The following is an 18,649-nucleotide window of genomic DNA, read 5'->3' as shown; positions in this document are numbered from 1 at the left end:
ATGGGATGGGGGCGATGTTCTAGGGGGTGTCTCGTCGATCAGGCCGGATCAGGGAGCGGCGTCTGGTGCCGTGCATCGCAAGGCGGAGGAGGGAGTCGATGCGGAGCATTGGGGGTCCCCCCTGCTCGTAGAGCTTGGGGGAGACTGACGACAACGCGGCGAGGTGCGGTGCCAGGCGTCGCGAGCCCGGCGTGATCGGCGAGACACCCCCTAGGGGGTGTCTTTCCGATCATCCGATCGTTGGGCTGATCGTGAGGGATGGGGAGATAACTGACGCCGCCTGGGCGGTGATCGAGCCGCTGATGCCGCCTGCGGGTCGCGCCCGGGGCAGGTGGCGGGATCACCGCCAGGTGCTCGAGGGCATCGTGTTCAAGTTCCGCACCGGGGTGCCCTGGAGAGATCTGCCGGAGCGGTTCGGGCCCTGGCAGACCGTGCACGGACGCTTCGCCCGCTGGGCCGCCGACGGAACCTTCGACCGTATCCTGGCCGCGGCCCAGGGACGAGCGAAGGTCGACTGGCTGGTTGCCCTGGACTCCACGATCGTCAGGGCCCATCAGCACACCGCAGCCAAAGGGGGCTCGAGGAACGCGGTCTCGGACGCTCCCGCGGCGGGCTGACCAGCAAAATTCACCTGGCCTGCGACGGACGGGGACGACCGCTGGCCTTCACGGTCACAGCCGGCACTCGCAACGACTGCACCCAGGCCGAAGCGGTCATCGACAAGATCCGCGTCACGCAGCCCGGACCGGGACGACCCCGCGTCCGCCCGGAACGGGTGGTGGCCGACAAGGGCTACTCAGCCCGTGCCTTCCGTGTCTACCTGCGCAGACGCGGAATCAAAGCGACTATCCCCGAACGCGTCGACCAGCTCGCAGGCCGACGCCGCCGCCGTGAACGGCCCTGTGGCTTCGACAGAACCGTCTACCGCCGCCGCAACGTCGTCGAGCGCTGCTTCAACCGCCTCAAGCAGTGGCGCGGAATCGCTACCCGATACGAGAAACAGCCCGGCCGCTACCTCGCCGCCATCACCCTGGCCAGCACACTCATCTGGCTCGAGACGTGATCGACAAGACGCTGCCTAGCGCCTGGAGCTTACTGAGAGTGGTGTTTTCGTGACCCGTCTCGGCAGTCCCGACGGCGACGAAGCGAGAGAGCTGCGTGATGGCCCGAACGCTGTCGCGCTGGAGATCGCCGACGCTGTGGACAGCCTCACGAACCTCTGGTCGTTGGCTGCCCAGGAGGCGGTGTTGCGCTTGTCGCTGCATCAGTTGAGGGCGTTGCGTGCCGTGGAGCTGGATCCGGGTCTGAACCTCACGGCCCTCGCGGAACAGCTGGGAACAGGGCTTCCCACCGCCAGTCGGCTGTGCGACCGGCTGGAGGCCGCCGGTCTGATCGAACGCTCGCCTCATCCCCACAAGCGGCGTGAAGTGCGGCTGAGTCTCACCGGGCAGGGAAGCCGGGTGCTGGGGGATGTGGCGGCTCGGCGAGCTCAGGCTCTCGGGGCCGCCCTGGCATCGATGGCGGCTGACGAACGCACAGCCTTGAGTCGCGGCATGCGGGCGTTCCTGGCCGCGCAGAAAACCGGCGAGTCACACCCTGAAGAGCCCTGAGCAGCGTGCTCAGTCGACTGGGTGCAGTACCCGCACCGCCTGTGTGGTGGAACGGCCGGTCCAGTCGAGGCAGACCACTGCGGCGTCAGCCATGAGGTCCGTGTGTCCGAAGTGCTCCGTGAGTGCGGAGACGACGGCGCGGGCGGTCTCGTGCGCAGGTGTGCGGCGTGTGGCGCTGAGGACCTGGCGCAGGGCGTGCTCGCCGAAGAGGTCGCCGAGGGCTGAGCGGGTGTTGTGCACCCCGGTGCTCACGGCGACGAGTCGGTCGCCGGGCTCCATGCTGAAGGTCTGCTCCTTGTAGGGGGTCTCCTCGAACATGCCGAGGGGCAACTGCGCTTCGAGTTCGACCTGTTCGGTCGTGCTGCCGCGAAGGAGGTACAGCTTGGGTGATCCGGCGTCCACAGCATGGACCAGGCCGGTGGCCAGGTCGAAGTTCATCAGGAGCGTGGAGGCGTAGACCTTGCCGCCGTAGTGGGCGTAAATGGCCTGGTCGGCGAGGGACGCCTGGTCGGCCAGGCCGACCCCGGCGCGGCGGGCATTGCGCAGGGCGCCGACGGTGAGGCTGGTCAGGAGGGAGGCGTCGATGCCTTGGCCCATGCCGTCGGTGACGGTCAGCGTCAGGTGGTCGGCTCCGGTGGACCAGTCGAAGTTGTCGCCGCCGATGGCGTAGGCGGGCTCGAGGTGGGCGCCGATGACGTACTCGTCGCGAGCACAGCCGCGGCCGGGCAGCAACTGCCACTGCATTTCGGCGGCGAGGGTCAGACGGCGGGTTCGGCGGGCGAGGAGGTACAGGTCGGTGTCCCGGCCGGCCGTGGCCACCTCGTGGCCGAGTGCGGTGGCGAACTCGGCGAGGCGCAGGACGGTGACAGGGTGCGCGGCATCGGCGGGCAGCCGGACGGAGAGGACTCCCAGCCGGTCGCCGCGCACGGTGATGGGCAGGTGCACCAGGTGGGTGGCCGGATCGCGGGTGACTTCCACGACTGCGCTCTGGTTGATGAACGCGCTGCCGGGGGGACCGTCGTGGGCGGGTACGGGCATCCCGGTGTGCGGCAGGTGGGTGACCGGTTGGAGAACCCTCAGACCGTAGTCGGCCAGCAGGAGGGTGGTTTCGAGGGCGCCCACCTGCTCTGCGAGGAGACGCTGCGCCGTGGCGACGAGTGCGTGCGGTGGCACGGACCGCAGCTGGCTTTCCACGGAGGGAACGGAATCAGAGGCATGCACGGCGCCCACCTTCTCCTCTTGCAGTTTCCACGCTGACGCAGCAACAACCCCGTGGTCGGCGCGGTGCCCGCCGCGTCACTCCGTCTCGTCGGTGCAGTGGCACAGCAACAGGCAGACGTCGTCGTCGCGGTCGGAATCATGCAGCAGCGGTTTGAGTACGGACTCCGCCGCCGCGTTCAGATCGTGCCCCAGTTCGGCGGCACCAAGCCCACTGAGCACGTTCGCCAGCCGCTCGATCCCGGGGTCTATCCCCTGCGCTCGTCGTTCGACGAGCCCGTCGGTGTAGAGGGCCAGCGTGGACCCGCTGGGCAGGTGCACCGTGTGGTCCTGGTATTCGTACGGCACCGGGACGCCGAGCATGATCCCTGGCCTGGTGTCGAGGACGCGTACGGTGCCGTCCGCGTACCGCGCGATGGGCGGCGGATGTCCGGCTGCCGCCCAGGTGACGGTCGGTTCCCCGACCCGGAAACGCGCCACGGCGGCGGTGGCGTACAGCTCGGGCTGCTGGTGGCGGAGCATGGCGTGCAGGCGCGTGAGGATCTCGGCCGGCCCGCCGCCCTCGACGGCGTAGGCACGCAATGCGGTGCGCAGCTGGCCCATGACGACGGCGGCGCGCAGTCCGTGACCGGTGACGTCGCCTATGACGGCGAGAAGGCTTCCGTCGGGCTGGGTGAAGGCGTCGTACCAGTCGCCGCCGATGTTCAGGCCGTGGGTGGCGGGCAGGTAGCGAGCTGCCAGCCGCAGGCCACGGGCCTCGGGCAGGTCGGTGAGCTGCGCTCGTTGCAGTGCTTCGGCGATGTCGCGGTGCTGTTCGTAGCGGCGGGCGTGGTCCAGGGCGATGCCGACACGGCGGGCGAGCTCGATCAGCATGACGCACGCGTCCGGGTCGAAGCGGGGGCCCGGCGCGGTGAGCGTCAGCACTCCGACCAGCCCCCGCGCGGTGAGGGGGATGGACAACAGCGGCTTGTCGGGGGCGAGCGCCGAGGGCGGAAGGTCGTTGATGCCGGGTGCGCCGCTGGGGTGAGCGGCGGCATGCTGGGGACGGCCGGTACGGGCGGCGACCACGGTGCAGGCGGGACGCACGTGGGTGGCATCGGCGTCCGTTGTGTCCTGGTCCTCGGTGAAGAGCCAGATGTCGAGGTGTTCGGCGAACTCCGGGACCAGCAGGTCGGACAGGCGTCGCACGATGTCTTCGGGGTGGAGAGAGGCGGTCACGGCCGCGCTGGCGTCGGCGAGGAAGGTCAGCAGGCCGCGGGCGTTCTCCGCCTCGGCGCGTGCTTGCCGCTCGGCGTCGAGCAGATCCCGCTGGGCCAGTGCGGCAGCGTCCAGTTCGGCGTGCAGCGCCAGTACGCCCTGGTTGGTCTGGTGCATCTCCTCGCGGTGGAAACGGACCAGATCCTGATGTTCGTCGAGGCGGTGCAGGGCTTCAGCGGTGTCCTCGTCCGCGGCGAGCAGGGCATCGGCCAGTGACGCGGCGTCGGCACGTGGCCGGCGAACCGGTTCCAACCGCCGACGAGCGGTGAAGGTGGTCGCCAGCTGCCATTCGGGACCGGCCGACGTGCCTCCTGCCGACGTCAGCGTGACCTGCACCTGTCCCGGTGCGTCGCAGGACGGCTGCCGGACGCCGAGCAGCAGCTCCCAGGTGTCCTTCGTCCCGAGGCATCGGCACAGTTGCTCGCTCACAGCGGTCACGAAGCGCAAGCGGTCGAGCACGGGGACGTCGGCATCGGTCAGGAGGCGGGCCACGGCCGTGCGGGCCCGTGCGGCATCGGTGGACGAGCGGATGGTCCAGGCATCAGTGGCGGTCATGGGGGTCCGTCCAGCGGTCGGGGACGAGCACGGCCACGCTGGTGTCGTCGCGCAGTGGGCGGGCAGCGCTGCTGGCATCCCTCAGGATGGCGGCGGCGATCACGGCCGGATCCGGGTGGGCGAGAAGCTGGGGATCACCGGGCGGCGCCCAGCGGCTGGGCAGGCCGTCGCTGTGCAGGATGAACAGGCTGTCTCCTTGCCACGGCACCCGGCATACGGGTGGGCGCGCGGGGAAATGGGCGCCGACGATGCCTGGATGTGACAGGAGCGGCCGCCAGGAGTCGCCGGCGCGAAGACGTGCTCCGACATTGCCGACACCGGAGAACGTGAGCATGCCGGTGGCCTCGTCGAGCTGTCCTATGGCGATGGCTGCGCCCCGGGTGGACCGCAATGCCTGGTGGAGGCCGCGGAGGATCTCCTCGGGTGGCAGGTCCGCTGTCCGGTGAAGCTGTACGACCGCTGCCGTGGATGCGTCCGCGGCTTTGGCACCGTGGCCGAGTCCGTCGGCCAGCATCACGGTCAGGCGCGGGCCCGACCGCACCCAGCTGAACGCGTCACCCGAGTGCTCGGCCAAGCCGAGGGGGACGTTGATTCCTCCTGCCCGCATCCCGTTCCGGGCACGGCCTGAGACGGCTTGCTGAGCGGCGGGTACGGGGCCGACGCGGGCGGTGGCGACCGTGCCGTGGCCGCTCCTGCTGTGCACACCGAAGTCGTTCGATATGCGCCGGCACGTACCGAGTCCGGCGCCGAGCGACGCCGACACCGTCGTATACCCGTCGCGCAGGGCCGCCTCGACGCTGCCTATGCCCGGCCCGTGATCGAGCGCGGCGATCTGCACCCATACCTCGCCGCTGTCCGTGACGACGTCGGGATGGGCCACGAGATTGATCACGATGTGGCCTCCTCCCGCGTGCTTGAGCAGGTTGGTGGCCAGTTCGGTGGCCACGAGCGCGGCGGCGGCCGTGCGCTGGGCGTCGAGCCCCGCATGGGCGCAGGCGGCCTCGGTGGCCACCCGGACGTCTCGGACGCGTGTGGAGTCGTGGACCGGAATGTCCCAGACGCGGCTCATCAGGAACCCGCTCGCGGAAAGGGCAGGCCCGAGAGCCAGACGGTGACGGTGACGGTGGTGCCGTGTCCGGGCCGGCTCTCGATGTCGAATTCCTGCACGAGCCGTTTCGCGCCGCTGAGCCCCAGGCCGAGACCGCCACCGCTGGTGTAGCCATCGGTCAGCGCGAGTTCGAGGTCACGGATTCCGGGACCCCGGTCCGTGAAGGACAGCTGCAGTCCCTGGGAGGTGCCGTTGTCCAGCACGCTCAGCGTCATGTGTCCGCCACCACCGTGGATGAGGGTGTTACGGGCCAGTTCGCTGGCGGCGGTGATCAGCTTGGTCTGCTGGACCAGGCTGAAACCGAGTTCGGCCGCGGCCTGCCGAACCTGCTGCCGCGCCCAGGCCAGATCGGCGTCGGAGCCGATCGGGACCGTGGTCGTCGCGGCGAGTCGGGCATGCATTACGCGCCCTCCTCCGACGAAGCGGACGGGCCGGTCAGAGTGGGTCCTCCTTCTAGCAGGGACAGGGCCCTCTCGACGTTCAGGGCGGTGTGCAGGCCGGGCAGGGCGAGTCCCAGTTCGACGAGTGTGATGGCCACGGCAGGCCGCATCCCGGCCACTACCGTGCGGGCCGCCAGCAGCCGGGCTCCGGCGGCGATCTCGGCGAGGATCCGGCCGAGGAACGAGTCGACGATCTCCACGCCGGAGATGTCGATGACCACGCCTCGCACCGGCCCTTGCGCGATACGCCGCGCGAGGTCCTGCTGCAGTTGCTCGGCCGCGCCGTCCTGCAACTCTCCCTGCAACGTGACCAACAGGACATTCCCCAGTGCCAGTACCGGCACCGGGGTCGCGTGGTCGGCAAGGGAGATGTTCATCGTGGGCTCGACAGGACGGGCGTTCGGGCCGAGACTTCGACGCCCTGCCGGCTCAGCGCGTAAGCCAGGGCGTCGGACAGACCGCTGCGGGTGACGACCGGGCCGAGGTCGATGCCGAGCTGCACGATGGTCTGCGCGATCGCCGGACGGATCCCGGAGACGATGCACTCGGCCCCCATCAGACCGGCGGCTGCGACCGTCTTCATCAGGTGCTGGGCGACGAGGGAGTCGACCGTGGGCACGCCGGTGATGTCCAGGATCGCGAAATCGGCCTGCTGGTCGACGATCGCCTCCAGCAGGTTCTCCATGACGACCTGGCTGCGGGCGCTGTCGAGCGTGCCGATCAGGGGCACCGCGACGATGCCGTGCCACAGCTTGATGACTGGGGTGGCCACCTCGAACAGCTGCTGACGCTGGCGCGCGATGAGTTCCTCGCCCGCACTCAACGCCGTCTCCATCACCACCAGCCGGAGAGTGCCCAGCAGGAGCGCGAGAGCCAGCGCGCACTCCTGCCCCTGGGCACCGGAGCGATCCGGGAACTCTGCGCGCAACAGGTCCGTGGCAGAGGAGCGCAGGGTGGCGACCTCGTCGGCGATCTGTGCCGACGTCGATCCGCTGCGGGCACGAGAGGCCGCCATCCGCCCCAGTTGCTCGCGCACAGTGTGGAAACCGGGTGCCGTGATGTCCTCCAGCCGGCCGGAGGCCGCAACGGAGGCCAGGGCGTCGACCACGGCCTTGCAGGCCTCCACCGCCTCGTCGCGTGAGACGGTGAACACCGTACGGAACAGGGCCGCGTCCGCCCACCGCTGGGCGATCTGCTCCCGCCGCTGTTCCAGGAAGCCGGCCACCTGCTGCGCCGCCGACTCCTGGGCCGCGTCCCGCTCCGACACCTGCATCTTCTCCTTCTGAAGAGGCTCCGCGCCGTGATCAGCACGCTCGGCCAATTATTGCCGAATGACAAACATTAGCCCCGGGCGAGTGACGCAAACAAGACAGGCCCGCAATCTCCACACGGCGCACACCGCTACGGAGCGTCACCGCCCTCGCCAGTCGAGACAGACCACCAGGGCGTCGTCGTCCGGGGTGGGCTGGCCGCGATGGCCGGTCAGCTCGCGCAGGATGGCGCGCGGGACCTCGGCGGCGGGCAGCAGGCGGGTGGCGTGGATCGCCCGGGCGAGCGCCGCGTCTCCGTACTGCTCCCCCTTGGGCGAGGCGACCGCGTGGACACCGTCGCTGACGAAGATCAGCCGGTCCCCGGGCTCGACCTGGAACTCCTGGGCGACGTAGTCGGTCTCCTCGAACATGCCGAGGGGCAGCTGCGCCTCGAAGCGGACGCGTTCCACGACGCCGCCGCGCAGCCGCAGCAGCTGCGGGGAGCCGGCGTCCACGACCCGGGCACGGCCGGTGGCGAGTTCGAAGTCGAACATCAGAACCGACAGGTAGCAGCGCCCCCGGTAGTGGGCGTACACCGCCTGGTCGGCCAGGGCGGCCTGGTCCTCGATGGAGATGCCGGCGCGCCGGGCGTTGCGCAGTGCGTTGATCGAGAGGTTCGTGAGCAGGGAGGCCTCTATACCCTCGCCCATGCCGTTGGTGACGTAGAGCATGAGGTGGTCGGCTGTCGCGGACCAGTCGAAGTTGTCACCGAAGATCGCGTAGGCGGGTTCGAGCTGGGCGCCCAGTTCGTACTCCGGGCGTGAGCAGGAGCGTCCGGGGAGCAGTTGCCACTGCATCTCGGCGGCCAGGGTGAGCCGGTCCTTGCGGCGCGCCTGCAGGTATACGTCGGTGTCCCGTTCGGCGACGACCACCTCGTGTGCGAGCACGTCGGCGATCTCGGCCAGCTCTGCGAGGCATTCCTCGGCGTGTTCGGCGTCGGGGAGGGTGACGGACAGCACGCCGAGCCGGTCGCCGCGCACCGTCACCGGCAGGTGGGCGACCTGCGCCGAGCCGTCGCGCAGGGGCTCCAGGAACGGCTCCTGGGCACCGAAGGCCCGGCCGGCGGGGCTGTTGTGCACCGATACCGGCGCCAGGGTGTGCGGCAGTACCGAGACCGGCTGCAGCACGGTCAGACCGTAGTCGGCCATGAACAGCTCGACGGATTCCGCCGCGTACTGCTCTTTCAGTACACGGCGGACGGCGTCGAGCAGGTCATGGGGAGCCGCCGTACGTACAGCGCGTTCAGCGACCACAAATCTGTTCACGATGGAAAGAACACCAATCTTTGCCGAAGAAATACGCACGTCATAACGGGAAGTGAGTCATTCCGTGCCACTACCCGTTTGCTCAAGACGCAGTAGCAGGCCCAGGCACCAGGCCCAGGCACCTAGTACGCTGACAGCCGTCCCAACGCCTGCGAGAGTGTGACCGTGACTGACTTCCGCGCCCGCCCACAGCCCGACGAGGTCGCGCGTGTGACCTCAACGGCCGCGGAGTTGCTGGAAGTCCTGTGGGGCCGGGCGTCGACCGTGCCCGCGTCGGCATCGCAGATGCGCGTCCTGCTCATCCTCGAACACCACGACGGCATCAACCTGCGCACCCTCGCGGATTCCATCGCCTCCACGCCGCCGTCGACCAGCCGGCTCTGCGACCGGCTGCAGGCCGCCGGCTTCATCGACCGCGATATCAGCCAGGCCGACCGGCGCGAGGTGCGCCTGCACCTCAGCAGCCGCGGTCGCGCCTTCCTCGCCGACCTGCGCGAACGCAGACAAGAGGAACTGCGGTCGGTACTGAACGTGATGCCCGCCGCGAAGCGCGCAGCCCTTCTGGAAGGCCTGGAGGCCTTCTGCGACGCCGCCTCCCTGCAGATAAACCCCGAAGCCGACGTCGACAGCCAGTCCGCCTGAGACGACCAGCGCAACGCCAGATTCACCGGCACGCTCGGATGCCTGTGGTCGGCGCACGGAGGCGTGCCCGCCCACCGGAACATCTCGGATCCCTTCCCGCGCACGTACGACACACTTACTTTGTTGCCTCAAGGCTATAGTTGTCAAACGGCAACATTCGCGGCGCCGACCGCCGGCGACTGCCTCTCATCTCCTGATACCCGGTCCTGCCGCCGACACGACGACTGTGGCGCAGTTCATGGCAAATGCGGAGTAATCAAGCACGCCGGGGCGTGACGGCGCTCGGGCTGTTCGCCGCCTCGGACGGCGGCGGCCTCGATTCGCAGATCACAGCGGAAACGCCGAACGTCGGCGTAAAAGACGCGGATCAACTGCAAGGAGCATGCGGTGCAGGCCGCGGCAGCGTCAGAATGCCGTCGACCATCTGCGCCGTCCTTGCTTCGCCCCGCAGCGTGTCGAGCCGTTCCAGGAGGGCGTAGCCCTCGACCAGTACCGTCTCGTGGCCCCCGTAGGACTCCAGGTTGACGACGGCGGCTTCCAGGTAGCGGATCTCGGACACCAGCAGTGCCACCCCGCAGCCTCTGGCGACGGCGATGCCGACGCGGGGATAGAGCAGCGGTAACAGGTCGGCGCCGCTGGCGTTGCCGATCGTGTCGGCATCACTGCCGCCGGCGCTTTCCAGCTGTGCCCGGGCGTGTTCGATCACCCGGACCAAAGAGCGGAACTCCCCCTGGCTCAGCTCGACCACCAGGCGGCCACTGCTGAGGCGAGGAGTCGACTCGCTCTGTCTTCGCCTGGAGAACCACGCCACGACCGCCCCCTGTTGATCAAGCTATGAGAGGTACAGACACGTGCTCACATTCGTGGGCAGATGATGGCCATAGTGTGACAGATTCATGGGCCAACTGTTGCCTGATGGAAACTTTTCGCTTCAGGGGGAGACATCGGAGGCGGGCGGGGAATGCTCTGGCGCCGTCTCACGAGCGGTGATGAGAGCACAGAGCTGTCCCAAGGCATCCTTGAGGACCTCCCGGTCAGCACCGGAATGAGTGAGGGCGGCGCTCGACCAGACCGCGCCGCTCAAGACGATCACACAACCGAGTGGCGGAGGACGGGCTGGTTCCCAGCGAACGGGCGAGGGCTGGCCCCGTTGAGGGGCGTCCTCTCCAGTGCGAGCACCGTACGCATCTGCTGGTCGGAGACGTCCGGGGCCATGTCCAGGTGAGCGCGCCGCCACAACCGTAGGGCACGCCGCCACAACCGTAGGGCACCAGGGCTCTCCGTTCCGCACTACCTCCGGTGGCGAAGACCCATGTCTGCCGGCTGCCGGCTGCCGGCACTCAGTCCGTGCTGAGCATGCCTTCGCGCAAGCGGGACAGGAGCCGGGTGATCAGCCGTGAGACGTGCATCTGGGAGACTCCGAGGCGTTCGCCGATCTGGGCCTGGGTCAGTTCCTCGATGAAGCGCCAGTGGATGATCTGACGGTCACGTTCGTCGAGTGCGGCGATCATCGGCGCGAGCGCGCGGAAGTCTTCGACCAGGGCGAGGGCGGCGTCCTCGTTGCCGATGAAGTCCGCCAGCGCGGCCTCGCCGTCCTCACCGCTGGTCATCGCCGCGTCCAGGGAGGACGTGTTGTAGCCGTTGGAGGCCAGTTGCGCCTCGACGACCTCGTTCTCCGGCAGGCTCATCAGCTCCGAGAGCTCTTTGGTCGTCGGCGCCCGGCCCAGCCGGCTGCGCAGTTCGTCGTTGGCCCGGGCGAGTTCGAGACGGGCTTCCTGCAGGCGACGCGGGACGTGCACGGCCCAGGAGGTGTCGCGGAAGAACCGCTTGATCTCGCCGACGATGTAGGGGACGGCGAAGGAGGTGAACTCCACCTCGCGGGACAGGTCGAACCGGTCGATGGCCTTGATCAGCCCGATCATGCCGACCTGGACGATGTCCTCCATCTCCTCCGGCCCACGGCTGCGGAACCGGGCGGCCGCGAAGCGGACGAGGGACATGTTCAGCTCGATCAGCGTGTTGCGCGCGTACTGGAACTCGGGCGTTCCCTCCTCCAGCACCGCCAACTCGTCGAAGAACAGCTTCGACAGCTGTCGCGCGTCCTTCGGCGCGACCTTGGAGGGCTCCACGACCTCCGGAACGCCCACCGTCTGCACCGCAGTCCCCGTGGTCGCCGTCGTCATCATGCGCCCTCCCCCTTCGATCAGCCCTGCTCGCGCCGGCCCGTCGTCCGGCAAGCTCGCGGATACCCCCGATCAGGGCCGGCATGCCTCGGAACTTTTCAGTCTCCGCTCGTCTCCCCGTGGCTTCGTACGACTTCCTTCACCTTGGCCACGGCGAACCCCCAGCCCTGCTCGACGGTCGGCTTGGCCGGGACGGCGATCTCGTCGGGGTTGGTGAGGACGTCCAGCAGTACGGGACCGGGCGTGTCGAAGGCGCGTCGCACCGCATCCTCCACGTCGGACGGATCTGTGACACGGATGCCGGTGATGCCCATGGCCTCGGCCACGGCGGCGAAGTCGGGATTGTCGAGCACGGTGCCGAACTCGGGCAGGCCGGCCTGCTCCTGTTCGAGCTTCACCATGCCCAGCCGGCGGTTGTCGAAGACGACGAGCTTGACCGGAAGCCGGTACGTCTTCAAGGTCATGAGGTCGCCGAGGAGCATGCTCAGTCCGCCGTCGCCGCAGAAGGCGACGACCTGGCGGTCGCGGTCCAGGCATTGCGCGCCCAGCGCCTGAGGCATGGCGTTGGCCATGGAGCCGAGGTTGTAGGACCCGATGAGGCGTCGCTCATCACGCATCTCGACGAAGCGGGAGAGCCACACCGTGGCCATACCGGTGTCGGAGGTGAAGACGGCGTCGTCGGCCGCGACCCGGTCGACGGCCGCAGCCAGCACCTCCGGGCGGATGTCGTGCGACCGGTTGTCCAGCGCGGAGCGGATGCGGCCCACCAGGCCCTTGTCGTGCGCCGGGTCGGCGAGCCGGGCCTGACCGGAGCGCCACCGGTCGAAGTGTTCGCGGGCCCCCTCGAGGTGTGAGCGGTCCCGTGCGCCTTCCGAGCCGGCAGGCGCCGCAGCGAGATGCTCCAGCAGGTCGCGCACGGTGGCGCCGGTGTCCCCCACCAGCCCGACGTCGACCGGCACCCGGCGGCCGATGTGGGTGGCCTCGGTGTCCACCTGGATCACGGTGCGTCCCTCGGGATACCAGTCCCGGTAGGGAAAGTCGGTGCCGAGCAGCACAAGGGTGTCCGCGTCGTGGAGGGCCGCCGCTGCCGCCGGGTTGCCGATCAGCCCCGTCTGGCCGACCTGGAAGGGGTTGCTGTCGCCCTCGAAACCCGCCTTGGCCTTCAGCGTGAGCACCATCGGAGCGGCCAGGCGGTCGGCGAGCGCGAGGACGTCGTCGCGGGCGGCGCGGGCTCCCTCACCGACGAGCAGGGTGACGCGTTCGGAGTGGTCGAGGAGTTCCGCGGCACGGCGGACGGCGGACTCCTCCGGGCGGCTCACCGGTGCGTTCAGGGAGAAGCGGGCAGGCCGGTCGGCGGTCAGTTCCCGCTCGCCCAGGTCACCCGGCACGGTGAGGACGGCCACGCCCTTGCGGCCCAGTGCGTGGCGCACCGCCGTCTCCAGCATCTGCGGCAGCTGGTCGGGTGAGGTGACGGTCGCGCGGAAGACTGCAACGTCGCTGAAGAGGGCGTCGTTGTCGACCTCTTGGAAGTAGTCGCTGCCGAGTTCGGCGAGCGGTACCTGACCGGCGATGGCGAGGACCGGGGCATGGCTCTTGGCGGCGTCGTAGAGGCCGTTGAGCAGGTGGACGGAGCCGGGTCCGACCGTGCCCATGCACACGCCGAGGGTGCCGGTGAGCTGCGACTGGGCGCTCGCGGCGAAAGCGGCGGCCTCCTCGTGCCGGCAGCCCACCCATTCCAGGTCGTCGGTGGTGCGGATGGCGTCGGTGAGGGGATTGAGCGCGTCTCCCACGACGCCGAACACCTGACGTACGCCGAGTTCGCTCAGGGCGTCGACGATGACGCGGGCAACAGTACGGGCCACGTGAGTCCTCCAGGTCATACGGTGAAGCAGTCGGGGTCGGCGCTCTTCCAGTCGGTCGCCCATGAGGCCGGCGGCTCCGCGAGCAACCGCCCTGGTTCGAGCCACTCGTAGAGCTCCTCGTAGGAGCGCTCGGTGAGAGGGTCGACGCGCCGGCGGAGCATGTGGGGGCGCAGTTGCGCGGGGTCAGTCACGCCCATGGACGCCATGATCTGCAGTGCGCCGGCCACGGTCGCTTCCTGGAAGCGCTGGACGCGCTCTGTCTTGTCACGCACGTCCAGGGCGCGGGCACGGCGGGGGTCCTGGGTGGTGACGCCGGTGGGGCAGGTGTTCGTATGGCACCTCTGCGCCTGGATACAGCCGACGGCGAACATCATCGCCCGCGCGGCGTTGCCGTAGTCGGCGCCCTGCACCATGCGTTTGACCAGGTCGGTGCCGGTGGCGATCTTTCCGCTCGCCCCGATCTTGATCCGGTCGCGCAGGCCCGCGCCCACCAGGGCGTTGTGCACGGTGAGCAGGCCCTCGGTGAGCGGGGTGCCCACGTGGTCCGCGAACTCCAGTGGCGCGGCGCCGGTCCCTCCCTCGGCGCCGTCCACCACGATGAAGTCGGGCGTCGTGCCCTCCTCCAGCATGGCCTTGCACACGGCCAGGAACTGCCGGCGCGAGCCCACGCACAGCTTGAACCCCGTGGGCTTGCCACCGGACAGCTCGCGCATGCGGGCGATGAACTGCACGAGTTCGCGCGGTGTGGAGAACACCCGGTGATACGGCGGTGACACGACCGTCCGTCCTTCGGGTACGTCGCGGACCCGGGCGATCTCGGCGTTCACCTTGGCTCCGGGCAGGACACCGCCGATGCCGGGCTTCGCCCCCTGCGACAGCTTCAGGGACACGCACTTGACGTGGTCGTGCGCTGCCTTGTCCGCGAACTCGGCGGCGTCGAAGTCACCTTCCTCGGTACGGCAGCCGAAGTATCCGGTGCCGATCTCCCATATGAGGTCGCCGCCGGGACGAAGGTGATACTCGGACAGCCCGCCCTCACCGGTGTCCTGTGCGAAACCCCCGGCTGCGGCTCCCCCGTTCAGCGCGAGGACCGCGTTGGCGGACAACGAGCCGAAGCTCATCGCCGACACGTTCAGCAGAGCCATGTCGTACGGGCGGCTGCAGTCCGGGCCGCCGATCCGCACGCGTGGCGGGTCCTTCGGTACGGGGCACGGCGCCATGGACGGGACCAGGAACTCGTAACCCGGCTCGTACACGTCCCGCTCGGTGCCGAACGGCTCCTCCGCGTCGGTGCCCTTGGCGCGTTCGTAGACGATGCTGCGCACGTCCCGGTCGAACGGGCGCCCGTCGTAGTTCCGCTCGATGAAGTACTGCTGCAACTCGGGGCGTATGCGCTCCATGAGGTAGCGGGCATGGCCGAGTACGGGATAGTTGCGCAGTACCGAGTGGCGACGCTGCACAAGGTCCCAGGCACCCAGCACGCCGACGAAGGCGAGGGGAAGGGCCGCGAACCACCAAGAGGGGGCGATCCCGATCGCGGCGGCAGAGGCCACGAGAGCGGCCACCAGGGTCAGGACGACGATTCCAACGCGTATCACATCCCGCGCATTGCCCGGTTACCGCGCATCATGCGCGGCGGCGGAGAATCCCGCAGTTCAGCTGCCCAGATACGAAACGAAGTCGCCGTTGAATGCCGCCACTGCCAGCAGCACGACGAACGACAGCAGGTCCACGGCTCCAAGGAACACGCCCGCCTTTGCGAGGCCCAGGCTGCCCTCGGCCGACCGCTGACGCAAGGCCGGCACGCCGAAGGCAATGGCAAGCGGCCCAAAGACAACACTCAGAGCGAGAATGCCGGCGACGCCGCACACCAGGCTCGCGATGGCCAGACCATTGGTGCGCGTGCCGTAGGACACGGTCTGCGAACTGAAGTGACTTGTCATCGAGAACTCCAGAGTGGGTCATGAGGAACGGACGCACGCCTCCGGTTGGTCGGGTGACCGGGAAGCGGCTTGGACCGCACCCATGCCCCGCCCCCTGCCAAACATGCCGACAGTCCACGCTGCCCCATCCGCCCGGCCGCCTTCACAAAGCGCGGATGTCGACGCCGACAAGGGGTATCCGGGGCTCGAGCAAGCAACAAGACGCCACTGTAGACGCGAATTCATGAACACCGACGGGCCATTTGGACGCAGGAAACCCCGCCACCCTTATGGTGCCAGCATCACCCGCACGTAGCTACACCAGAGAAAGCGATGCCGAGCGATGGCCGATGACGCGTACCTGTTCCTTGTCTCCGAGGATTATCCACGAATGGGGGCCGCCATGGCAGCGGTGGGCAGCCTGGAATGCGCCGAGACGCCGGCCGTCCGAGCGTGGCTGTCGGCCCACGAGGTGTCCGCCACCTCCGACCGGATCCGGATTCTTCCTGCCGGTTGGGAGACCCTCATCCCGCAGGACGCCGAGCGCCTGCCCGTCCCGCTGAGTGAGGAAGAGGCGCTCCGGGTGCAGGAACAGTGCGCTCCGCACTCGGTCATGGACATGGAGAGGGAGCTCCTGGAGTACCGGGAGACCACCCAGGACTGGGAGGCTCTCGTTCATCGGGCGCTGACCGCTGGTGTCCCCGCGCCACGCATCGCCGAACTCACCGGGCTCGATCCCCAGGACATCGGCAGACTGACGCAGACCTGACGAGGCTTCGCCGGGTGCCGATGCGGCGGCCGCAGTATTCGAGTCACCGCGTTGGCTCGTCAAATCTTCAGCCGTGTGCGTTCTCGTCGACGGTGTGATGTGACGGGCGGGACGGGGTGCGATCAGGGCTGTGCCGGCGTGTGAGCATGGCGGCGAGGGCGCCGGTGGTTCCGCCCAGGAGCCATCCCGCCAGCACGTCGGTCGTCCAGTGAACCCCGAGATAGACGAGGGCCAACCCGGTCACCAGGTTCGCCGCGATCGCGAGGGCGGTCCCGGTCCGTCGTCGAAGCCGGCTCGGCCACCGCACGCTGAGGACCGCGGCGATCGTGAACCCGGCGACCAGAGCGGCGTCGGTTGACGGGAAGGAGTACCCGCCGGCCTGGACGAGTGCCAGGCCGGCGGGCGGCCGCGGCCGTGCGATGAGGCCTTTCAGCACCAGGGAAGAGGCCACCGAAAAGATCGCGGCACCGCACGCCGCCAGAAGCATCGGCCGAAGAGCGCGCACCAGCACCGCGGTGAGCAGGACGGCGAGGAACGCCAGGCCGAGAAAGACCACGCTGACGCCGAGGCCCATCAGCCCTTTGGCCAGACCGGTCCAGCCGACGCTCCGGTGAGCGACGAGCCACCGCAGGATGTCGCGGTCCGCCGTCGTCAGCGGAGTGAACGGCGCTGCCATGCCGTACTGCCTTTCATCCGTCGTTCATTGCTTGGCCGAGCTCACCACTCGCCGGGGAAGCCTCCCGGGCCGGGGTTGCACTTGTGGTTGATGGTCTCGGTCAGGCCGACGTCGGGCCTCCACTCGTCGAGGTCCCAGGTGGACTTGTTCGGCGAGTACCAGGAGACGATCAGTACGTGGCAGAGGTACTGGTTCTTCATCGACCCGAGGTTGGTGTTCAGGCCGTGGTTCTTGTACTTGGCGTAGAGCTCGTTCCATCCGGCCACCGCGGGAGCGTATCCGTTGAAGAAGCGCTGCCAGTCGGTCGGCTGTACTTTCAGGGTCCAGCCGTAGCCGGAGTGGTAGGTCCAGCTGGCGCTGTGGATGAGGTCGCGCCACAGCCATGGATCGGCGACCACCGGGTAGGCGACGCCGGCGTTGGTGGTGTGGTCGATGACCTGGACGAGTGAGCCGCCCTGTATTTCGTAGTGTGTCGGAATGTCCGTGCCGTTCGCGTCCTTCGCCCACGGCGCCGCGAAGGCGCCGAGCGAGGCGCCGTCGCTGCCGGATATCAGGACGCTGCCGTCCTCCTGGGCGGCCATGCTCGCCCCGGCGGGAAGGCTGACGGGATAGGTGTAGGTGGTCGGGGCGCTGCCGTCCCGGACGACAGTCTCCAGGCGGACGCTCTGCTCCAGCGGCTGCACCGCAAGGTCGGTGGAGGGCGCGGAGCCCTGATACGTGATCGTGCCGTCGGAGGCGACTGCGGCACCGCTGCTCTGGTCACCGGGCAGGCCGATCCCGATGGCGTCCGCGGGAGAGTCGGCCGGGGCCACCTGGACCATGCCGGAGTTGTCGCTCGGGGCAGTCACCGTGATGTCGCTGCCGGCCGAGGTGAGTGTGCCGTCGTCCTTGCTCTCGACGGGCGGGACGACGTCGGCCTGCGGCGCCACGCTGTTGACCTGCTGGGCGATGGCGTCTGGCGTGGGCGGTGGGTCGGCGGGAGCGTCGTCGGCCAGGGCCGTACCTGCCGTGTAGAGCATGAGTGCCGCGGCAAGGGCGAGCGGTCTGGACAGGGCCTTCACGCGCATGCATTTCCCCCTCTGGTCAGTGGCTCGTGGCGCTGGAGCAATGTGCAGATGACGTGCGTGATGTGCACGCAATCTTCACGACCACGTCGACCAGGGATCCTCGCACGGGCGTACACGGGCGGCCTGACGCCTTGTCAAAAAACAAGGCGGACCAGAGACATTCTTGACGCGAGCATGGCGTGAAGCAGCGGTATGAATCCCCCCGCTTCCTGCCCCTGGGTGGGTGGCCGGCTCCTGCCCTAATCTGTCCGCATGACCAAGGCAAACGACCCCGCAGCATCAACGGGGGTCTCACGACTCGCTGGGCGCCCCAGGAAACGCAGCTCCCTGCGCAAGACGGCGAAGATCGCCCTCGTGGTCATGACAGTGATCATCGCCGGACTTCCGCTGGCCATGCTCGGACTGTCTCGTCTCCCCGCAGAGCGCGCCTACCAGCAGTGCGCGGAACAACCGGACGTCTCCAAGTGCCGTGACCCTCTGACGTCCTGGCTGCCGTAGCCATTTCCGTGTGCGGCTCGACCTGAAGATCCTCTCTCCAGGGTCAGTGCCGCCTCAGGGCTCTCCGGATGAGCAAGTACACACCCGCTGCGATCAAGACCATCCCCATGAGGATCAACAGCATCCCGGCAGCAATCAAAAAAGCTCCGAGAGCGATCAAAATCGTCCCGAGGACAAGCAAGATCATCCCGATGACGAGCAGAAGGGTAGCGAGGACGATCACGGCGTTCTCCTGTCTCCACTCCCGACTGTGGACCCTCCTCGTGG

20 protein-coding genes and 1 pseudogene are annotated in these 18,649 nt (G+C 68.7%); 5 read left to right on the top strand and 16 right to left on the bottom strand.

Features of this window, described 5'->3' with window-relative positions; genetic code table 11:
- Positions 1-251 precede the first annotated feature (251 nt).
- Both ACZ64A_RS27595 and ACZ64A_RS27590 read left to right on the top strand, forming a co-directional pair.
- Positions 252-1,063: pseudogene (locus ACZ64A_RS27595) on the top strand (IS5 family transposase).
- 49 nt (positions 1,064-1,112) lie between these two features.
- Positions 1,113-1,610 carry a MarR family winged helix-turn-helix transcriptional regulator gene (locus ACZ64A_RS27590; RefSeq protein WP_469814068.1) on the top strand — a complete coding sequence of 166 codons (498 nt, stop codon included), beginning with the start codon at positions 1,113-1,115 and terminating at the stop codon, positions 1,608-1,610.
- A 9-nt stretch (positions 1,611-1,619) separates the two neighbouring features.
- On the opposite strand, the gene ACZ64A_RS27585 is transcribed toward ACZ64A_RS27590, so the two are convergent.
- From ACZ64A_RS27585 to ACZ64A_RS27555, 7 genes are all read right to left on the bottom strand, one after another.
- Positions 1,620-2,840, bottom strand: coding sequence for a PP2C family protein-serine/threonine phosphatase (locus ACZ64A_RS27585; protein ID WP_469814066.1), 1,221 nt, complete (start codon positions 2,838-2,840; stop codon positions 1,620-1,622).
- Positions 2,841-2,906: 66 nt separating this feature from the next.
- On the bottom strand, positions 2,907-4,640 hold the full coding sequence (locus ACZ64A_RS27580) for a PP2C family protein-serine/threonine phosphatase (RefSeq protein ID WP_469814065.1): 1,734 nt from the start codon (positions 4,638-4,640) through the stop codon (positions 2,907-2,909).
- Entirely contained in the window at positions 4,627-5,709 is a 1,083-nt protein-coding gene (locus tag ACZ64A_RS27575; RefSeq protein ID WP_469814064.1) for a SpoIIE family protein phosphatase, read from the bottom strand. Before ACZ64A_RS27575 ends, ACZ64A_RS27580 begins: the two co-directional genes overlap by 14 nt.
- Positions 5,709-6,149: an anti-sigma regulatory factor gene (locus tag ACZ64A_RS27570; protein ID WP_469814062.1), complete on the bottom strand. Its 441-nt coding sequence runs from the start codon at positions 6,147-6,149 to the stop codon at positions 5,709-5,711. The genes ACZ64A_RS27575 and ACZ64A_RS27570 overlap by 1 nt, the downstream gene beginning before the upstream one ends.
- On the bottom strand, positions 6,149-6,565 hold the full coding sequence (locus tag ACZ64A_RS27565) for an STAS domain-containing protein (protein WP_469814061.1): 417 nt from the start codon (positions 6,563-6,565) through the stop codon (positions 6,149-6,151). Before ACZ64A_RS27565 ends, ACZ64A_RS27570 begins: the two co-directional genes overlap by 1 nt.
- On the bottom strand, positions 6,562-7,461 hold the full coding sequence (locus tag ACZ64A_RS27560) for an STAS domain-containing protein (RefSeq protein WP_469814059.1): 900 nt from the start codon (positions 7,459-7,461) through the stop codon (positions 6,562-6,564). Before ACZ64A_RS27560 ends, ACZ64A_RS27565 begins: the two co-directional genes overlap by 4 nt.
- A gap of 138 nt (positions 7,462-7,599) precedes the next feature.
- On the bottom strand, positions 7,600-8,763 hold the full coding sequence (locus tag ACZ64A_RS27555; RefSeq protein WP_469814057.1) for a PP2C family protein-serine/threonine phosphatase: 1,164 nt from the start codon (positions 8,761-8,763) through the stop codon (positions 7,600-7,602).
- A 159-nt stretch (positions 8,764-8,922) separates the two neighbouring features.
- On the opposite strand from ACZ64A_RS27555, the gene ACZ64A_RS27550 reads away from it, so the two are divergent.
- Entirely contained in the window at positions 8,923-9,405 is a 483-nt protein-coding gene (locus ACZ64A_RS27550; protein ID WP_469814056.1) for a MarR family transcriptional regulator, read from the top strand.
- Positions 9,406-9,772: 367 nt separating this feature from the next.
- On the opposite strand, the gene ACZ64A_RS27545 is transcribed toward ACZ64A_RS27550, so the two are convergent.
- The 6 genes from ACZ64A_RS27545 to ACZ64A_RS27520 form a co-directional block, all read right to left on the bottom strand.
- Positions 9,773-10,153 carry a hypothetical protein gene (locus ACZ64A_RS27545; protein WP_469814054.1) on the bottom strand — a complete coding sequence of 127 codons (381 nt, stop codon included), beginning with the start codon at positions 10,151-10,153 and terminating at the stop codon, positions 9,773-9,775.
- Between the two features lie 286 nt (positions 10,154-10,439).
- Entirely contained in the window at positions 10,440-10,655 is a 216-nt protein-coding gene (locus tag ACZ64A_RS27540; protein ID WP_469814053.1) for a MarR family transcriptional regulator, read from the bottom strand.
- A 90-nt stretch (positions 10,656-10,745) separates the two neighbouring features.
- Positions 10,746-11,591: an RNA polymerase sigma factor SigF gene (locus ACZ64A_RS27535; protein ID WP_469814052.1), complete on the bottom strand. Its 846-nt coding sequence runs from the start codon at positions 11,589-11,591 to the stop codon at positions 10,746-10,748.
- A gap of 95 nt (positions 11,592-11,686) precedes the next feature.
- Complete coding sequence (locus tag ACZ64A_RS27530; protein WP_469814050.1) at positions 11,687-13,450, bottom strand: thiamine pyrophosphate-dependent enzyme; 1,764 nt, start codon at positions 13,448-13,450, stop codon at positions 11,687-11,689.
- 14 nt (positions 13,451-13,464) lie between these two features.
- Positions 13,465-15,048 carry an FMN-binding glutamate synthase family protein gene (locus tag ACZ64A_RS27525; RefSeq protein ID WP_469814048.1) on the bottom strand — a complete coding sequence of 528 codons (1,584 nt, stop codon included), beginning with the start codon at positions 15,046-15,048 and terminating at the stop codon, positions 13,465-13,467.
- Positions 15,049-15,105: 57 nt separating this feature from the next.
- A complete protein-coding gene (locus tag ACZ64A_RS27520) occupies positions 15,106-15,393 on the bottom strand; it encodes a DUF4190 domain-containing protein (RefSeq protein WP_469814047.1) in 288 nt (95 codons plus the stop codon).
- A gap of 322 nt (positions 15,394-15,715) precedes the next feature.
- Here ACZ64A_RS27520 and ACZ64A_RS27515 point away from each other — a divergent pair, with 322 nt between their 5' ends.
- Complete coding sequence (locus ACZ64A_RS27515) at positions 15,716-16,141, top strand: DUF6003 family protein (protein WP_469814045.1); 426 nt, start codon at positions 15,716-15,718, stop codon at positions 16,139-16,141.
- 67 nt (positions 16,142-16,208) lie between these two features.
- Here the strand turns inward: ACZ64A_RS27515 and ACZ64A_RS27510 are convergent, their stop codons facing one another.
- Positions 16,209-16,817, bottom strand: a complete 609-nt coding sequence (locus tag ACZ64A_RS27510) for a phosphatase PAP2 family protein (protein WP_469814044.1) — start codon at positions 16,815-16,817, stop codon at positions 16,209-16,211.
- 41 nt (positions 16,818-16,858) lie between these two features.
- Positions 16,859-17,884, bottom strand: coding sequence for a DUF2599 domain-containing protein (locus ACZ64A_RS27505; RefSeq protein ID WP_469814043.1), 1,026 nt, complete (start codon positions 17,882-17,884; stop codon positions 16,859-16,861).
- A gap of 252 nt (positions 17,885-18,136) precedes the next feature.
- Between ACZ64A_RS27505 and ACZ64A_RS27500 the strand changes: the two genes are divergently transcribed.
- Complete coding sequence (locus ACZ64A_RS27500) at positions 18,137-18,382, top strand: hypothetical protein (protein WP_469814041.1); 246 nt, start codon at positions 18,137-18,139, stop codon at positions 18,380-18,382.
- A gap of 43 nt (positions 18,383-18,425) precedes the next feature.
- Here ACZ64A_RS27500 and ACZ64A_RS27495 read toward each other — a convergent pair whose 3' ends face one another.
- Complete coding sequence (locus ACZ64A_RS27495; protein WP_469814040.1) at positions 18,426-18,605, bottom strand: hypothetical protein; 180 nt, start codon at positions 18,603-18,605, stop codon at positions 18,426-18,428.
- Positions 18,606-18,649 lie beyond the last annotated feature (44 nt).

Source organism: Streptomyces sp. NPDC104814, assembly GCF_055583185.1.
Note: the sequence above shows the minus strand (reverse complement) of the source record. Positions and strands in the feature narration are given on the sequence as shown.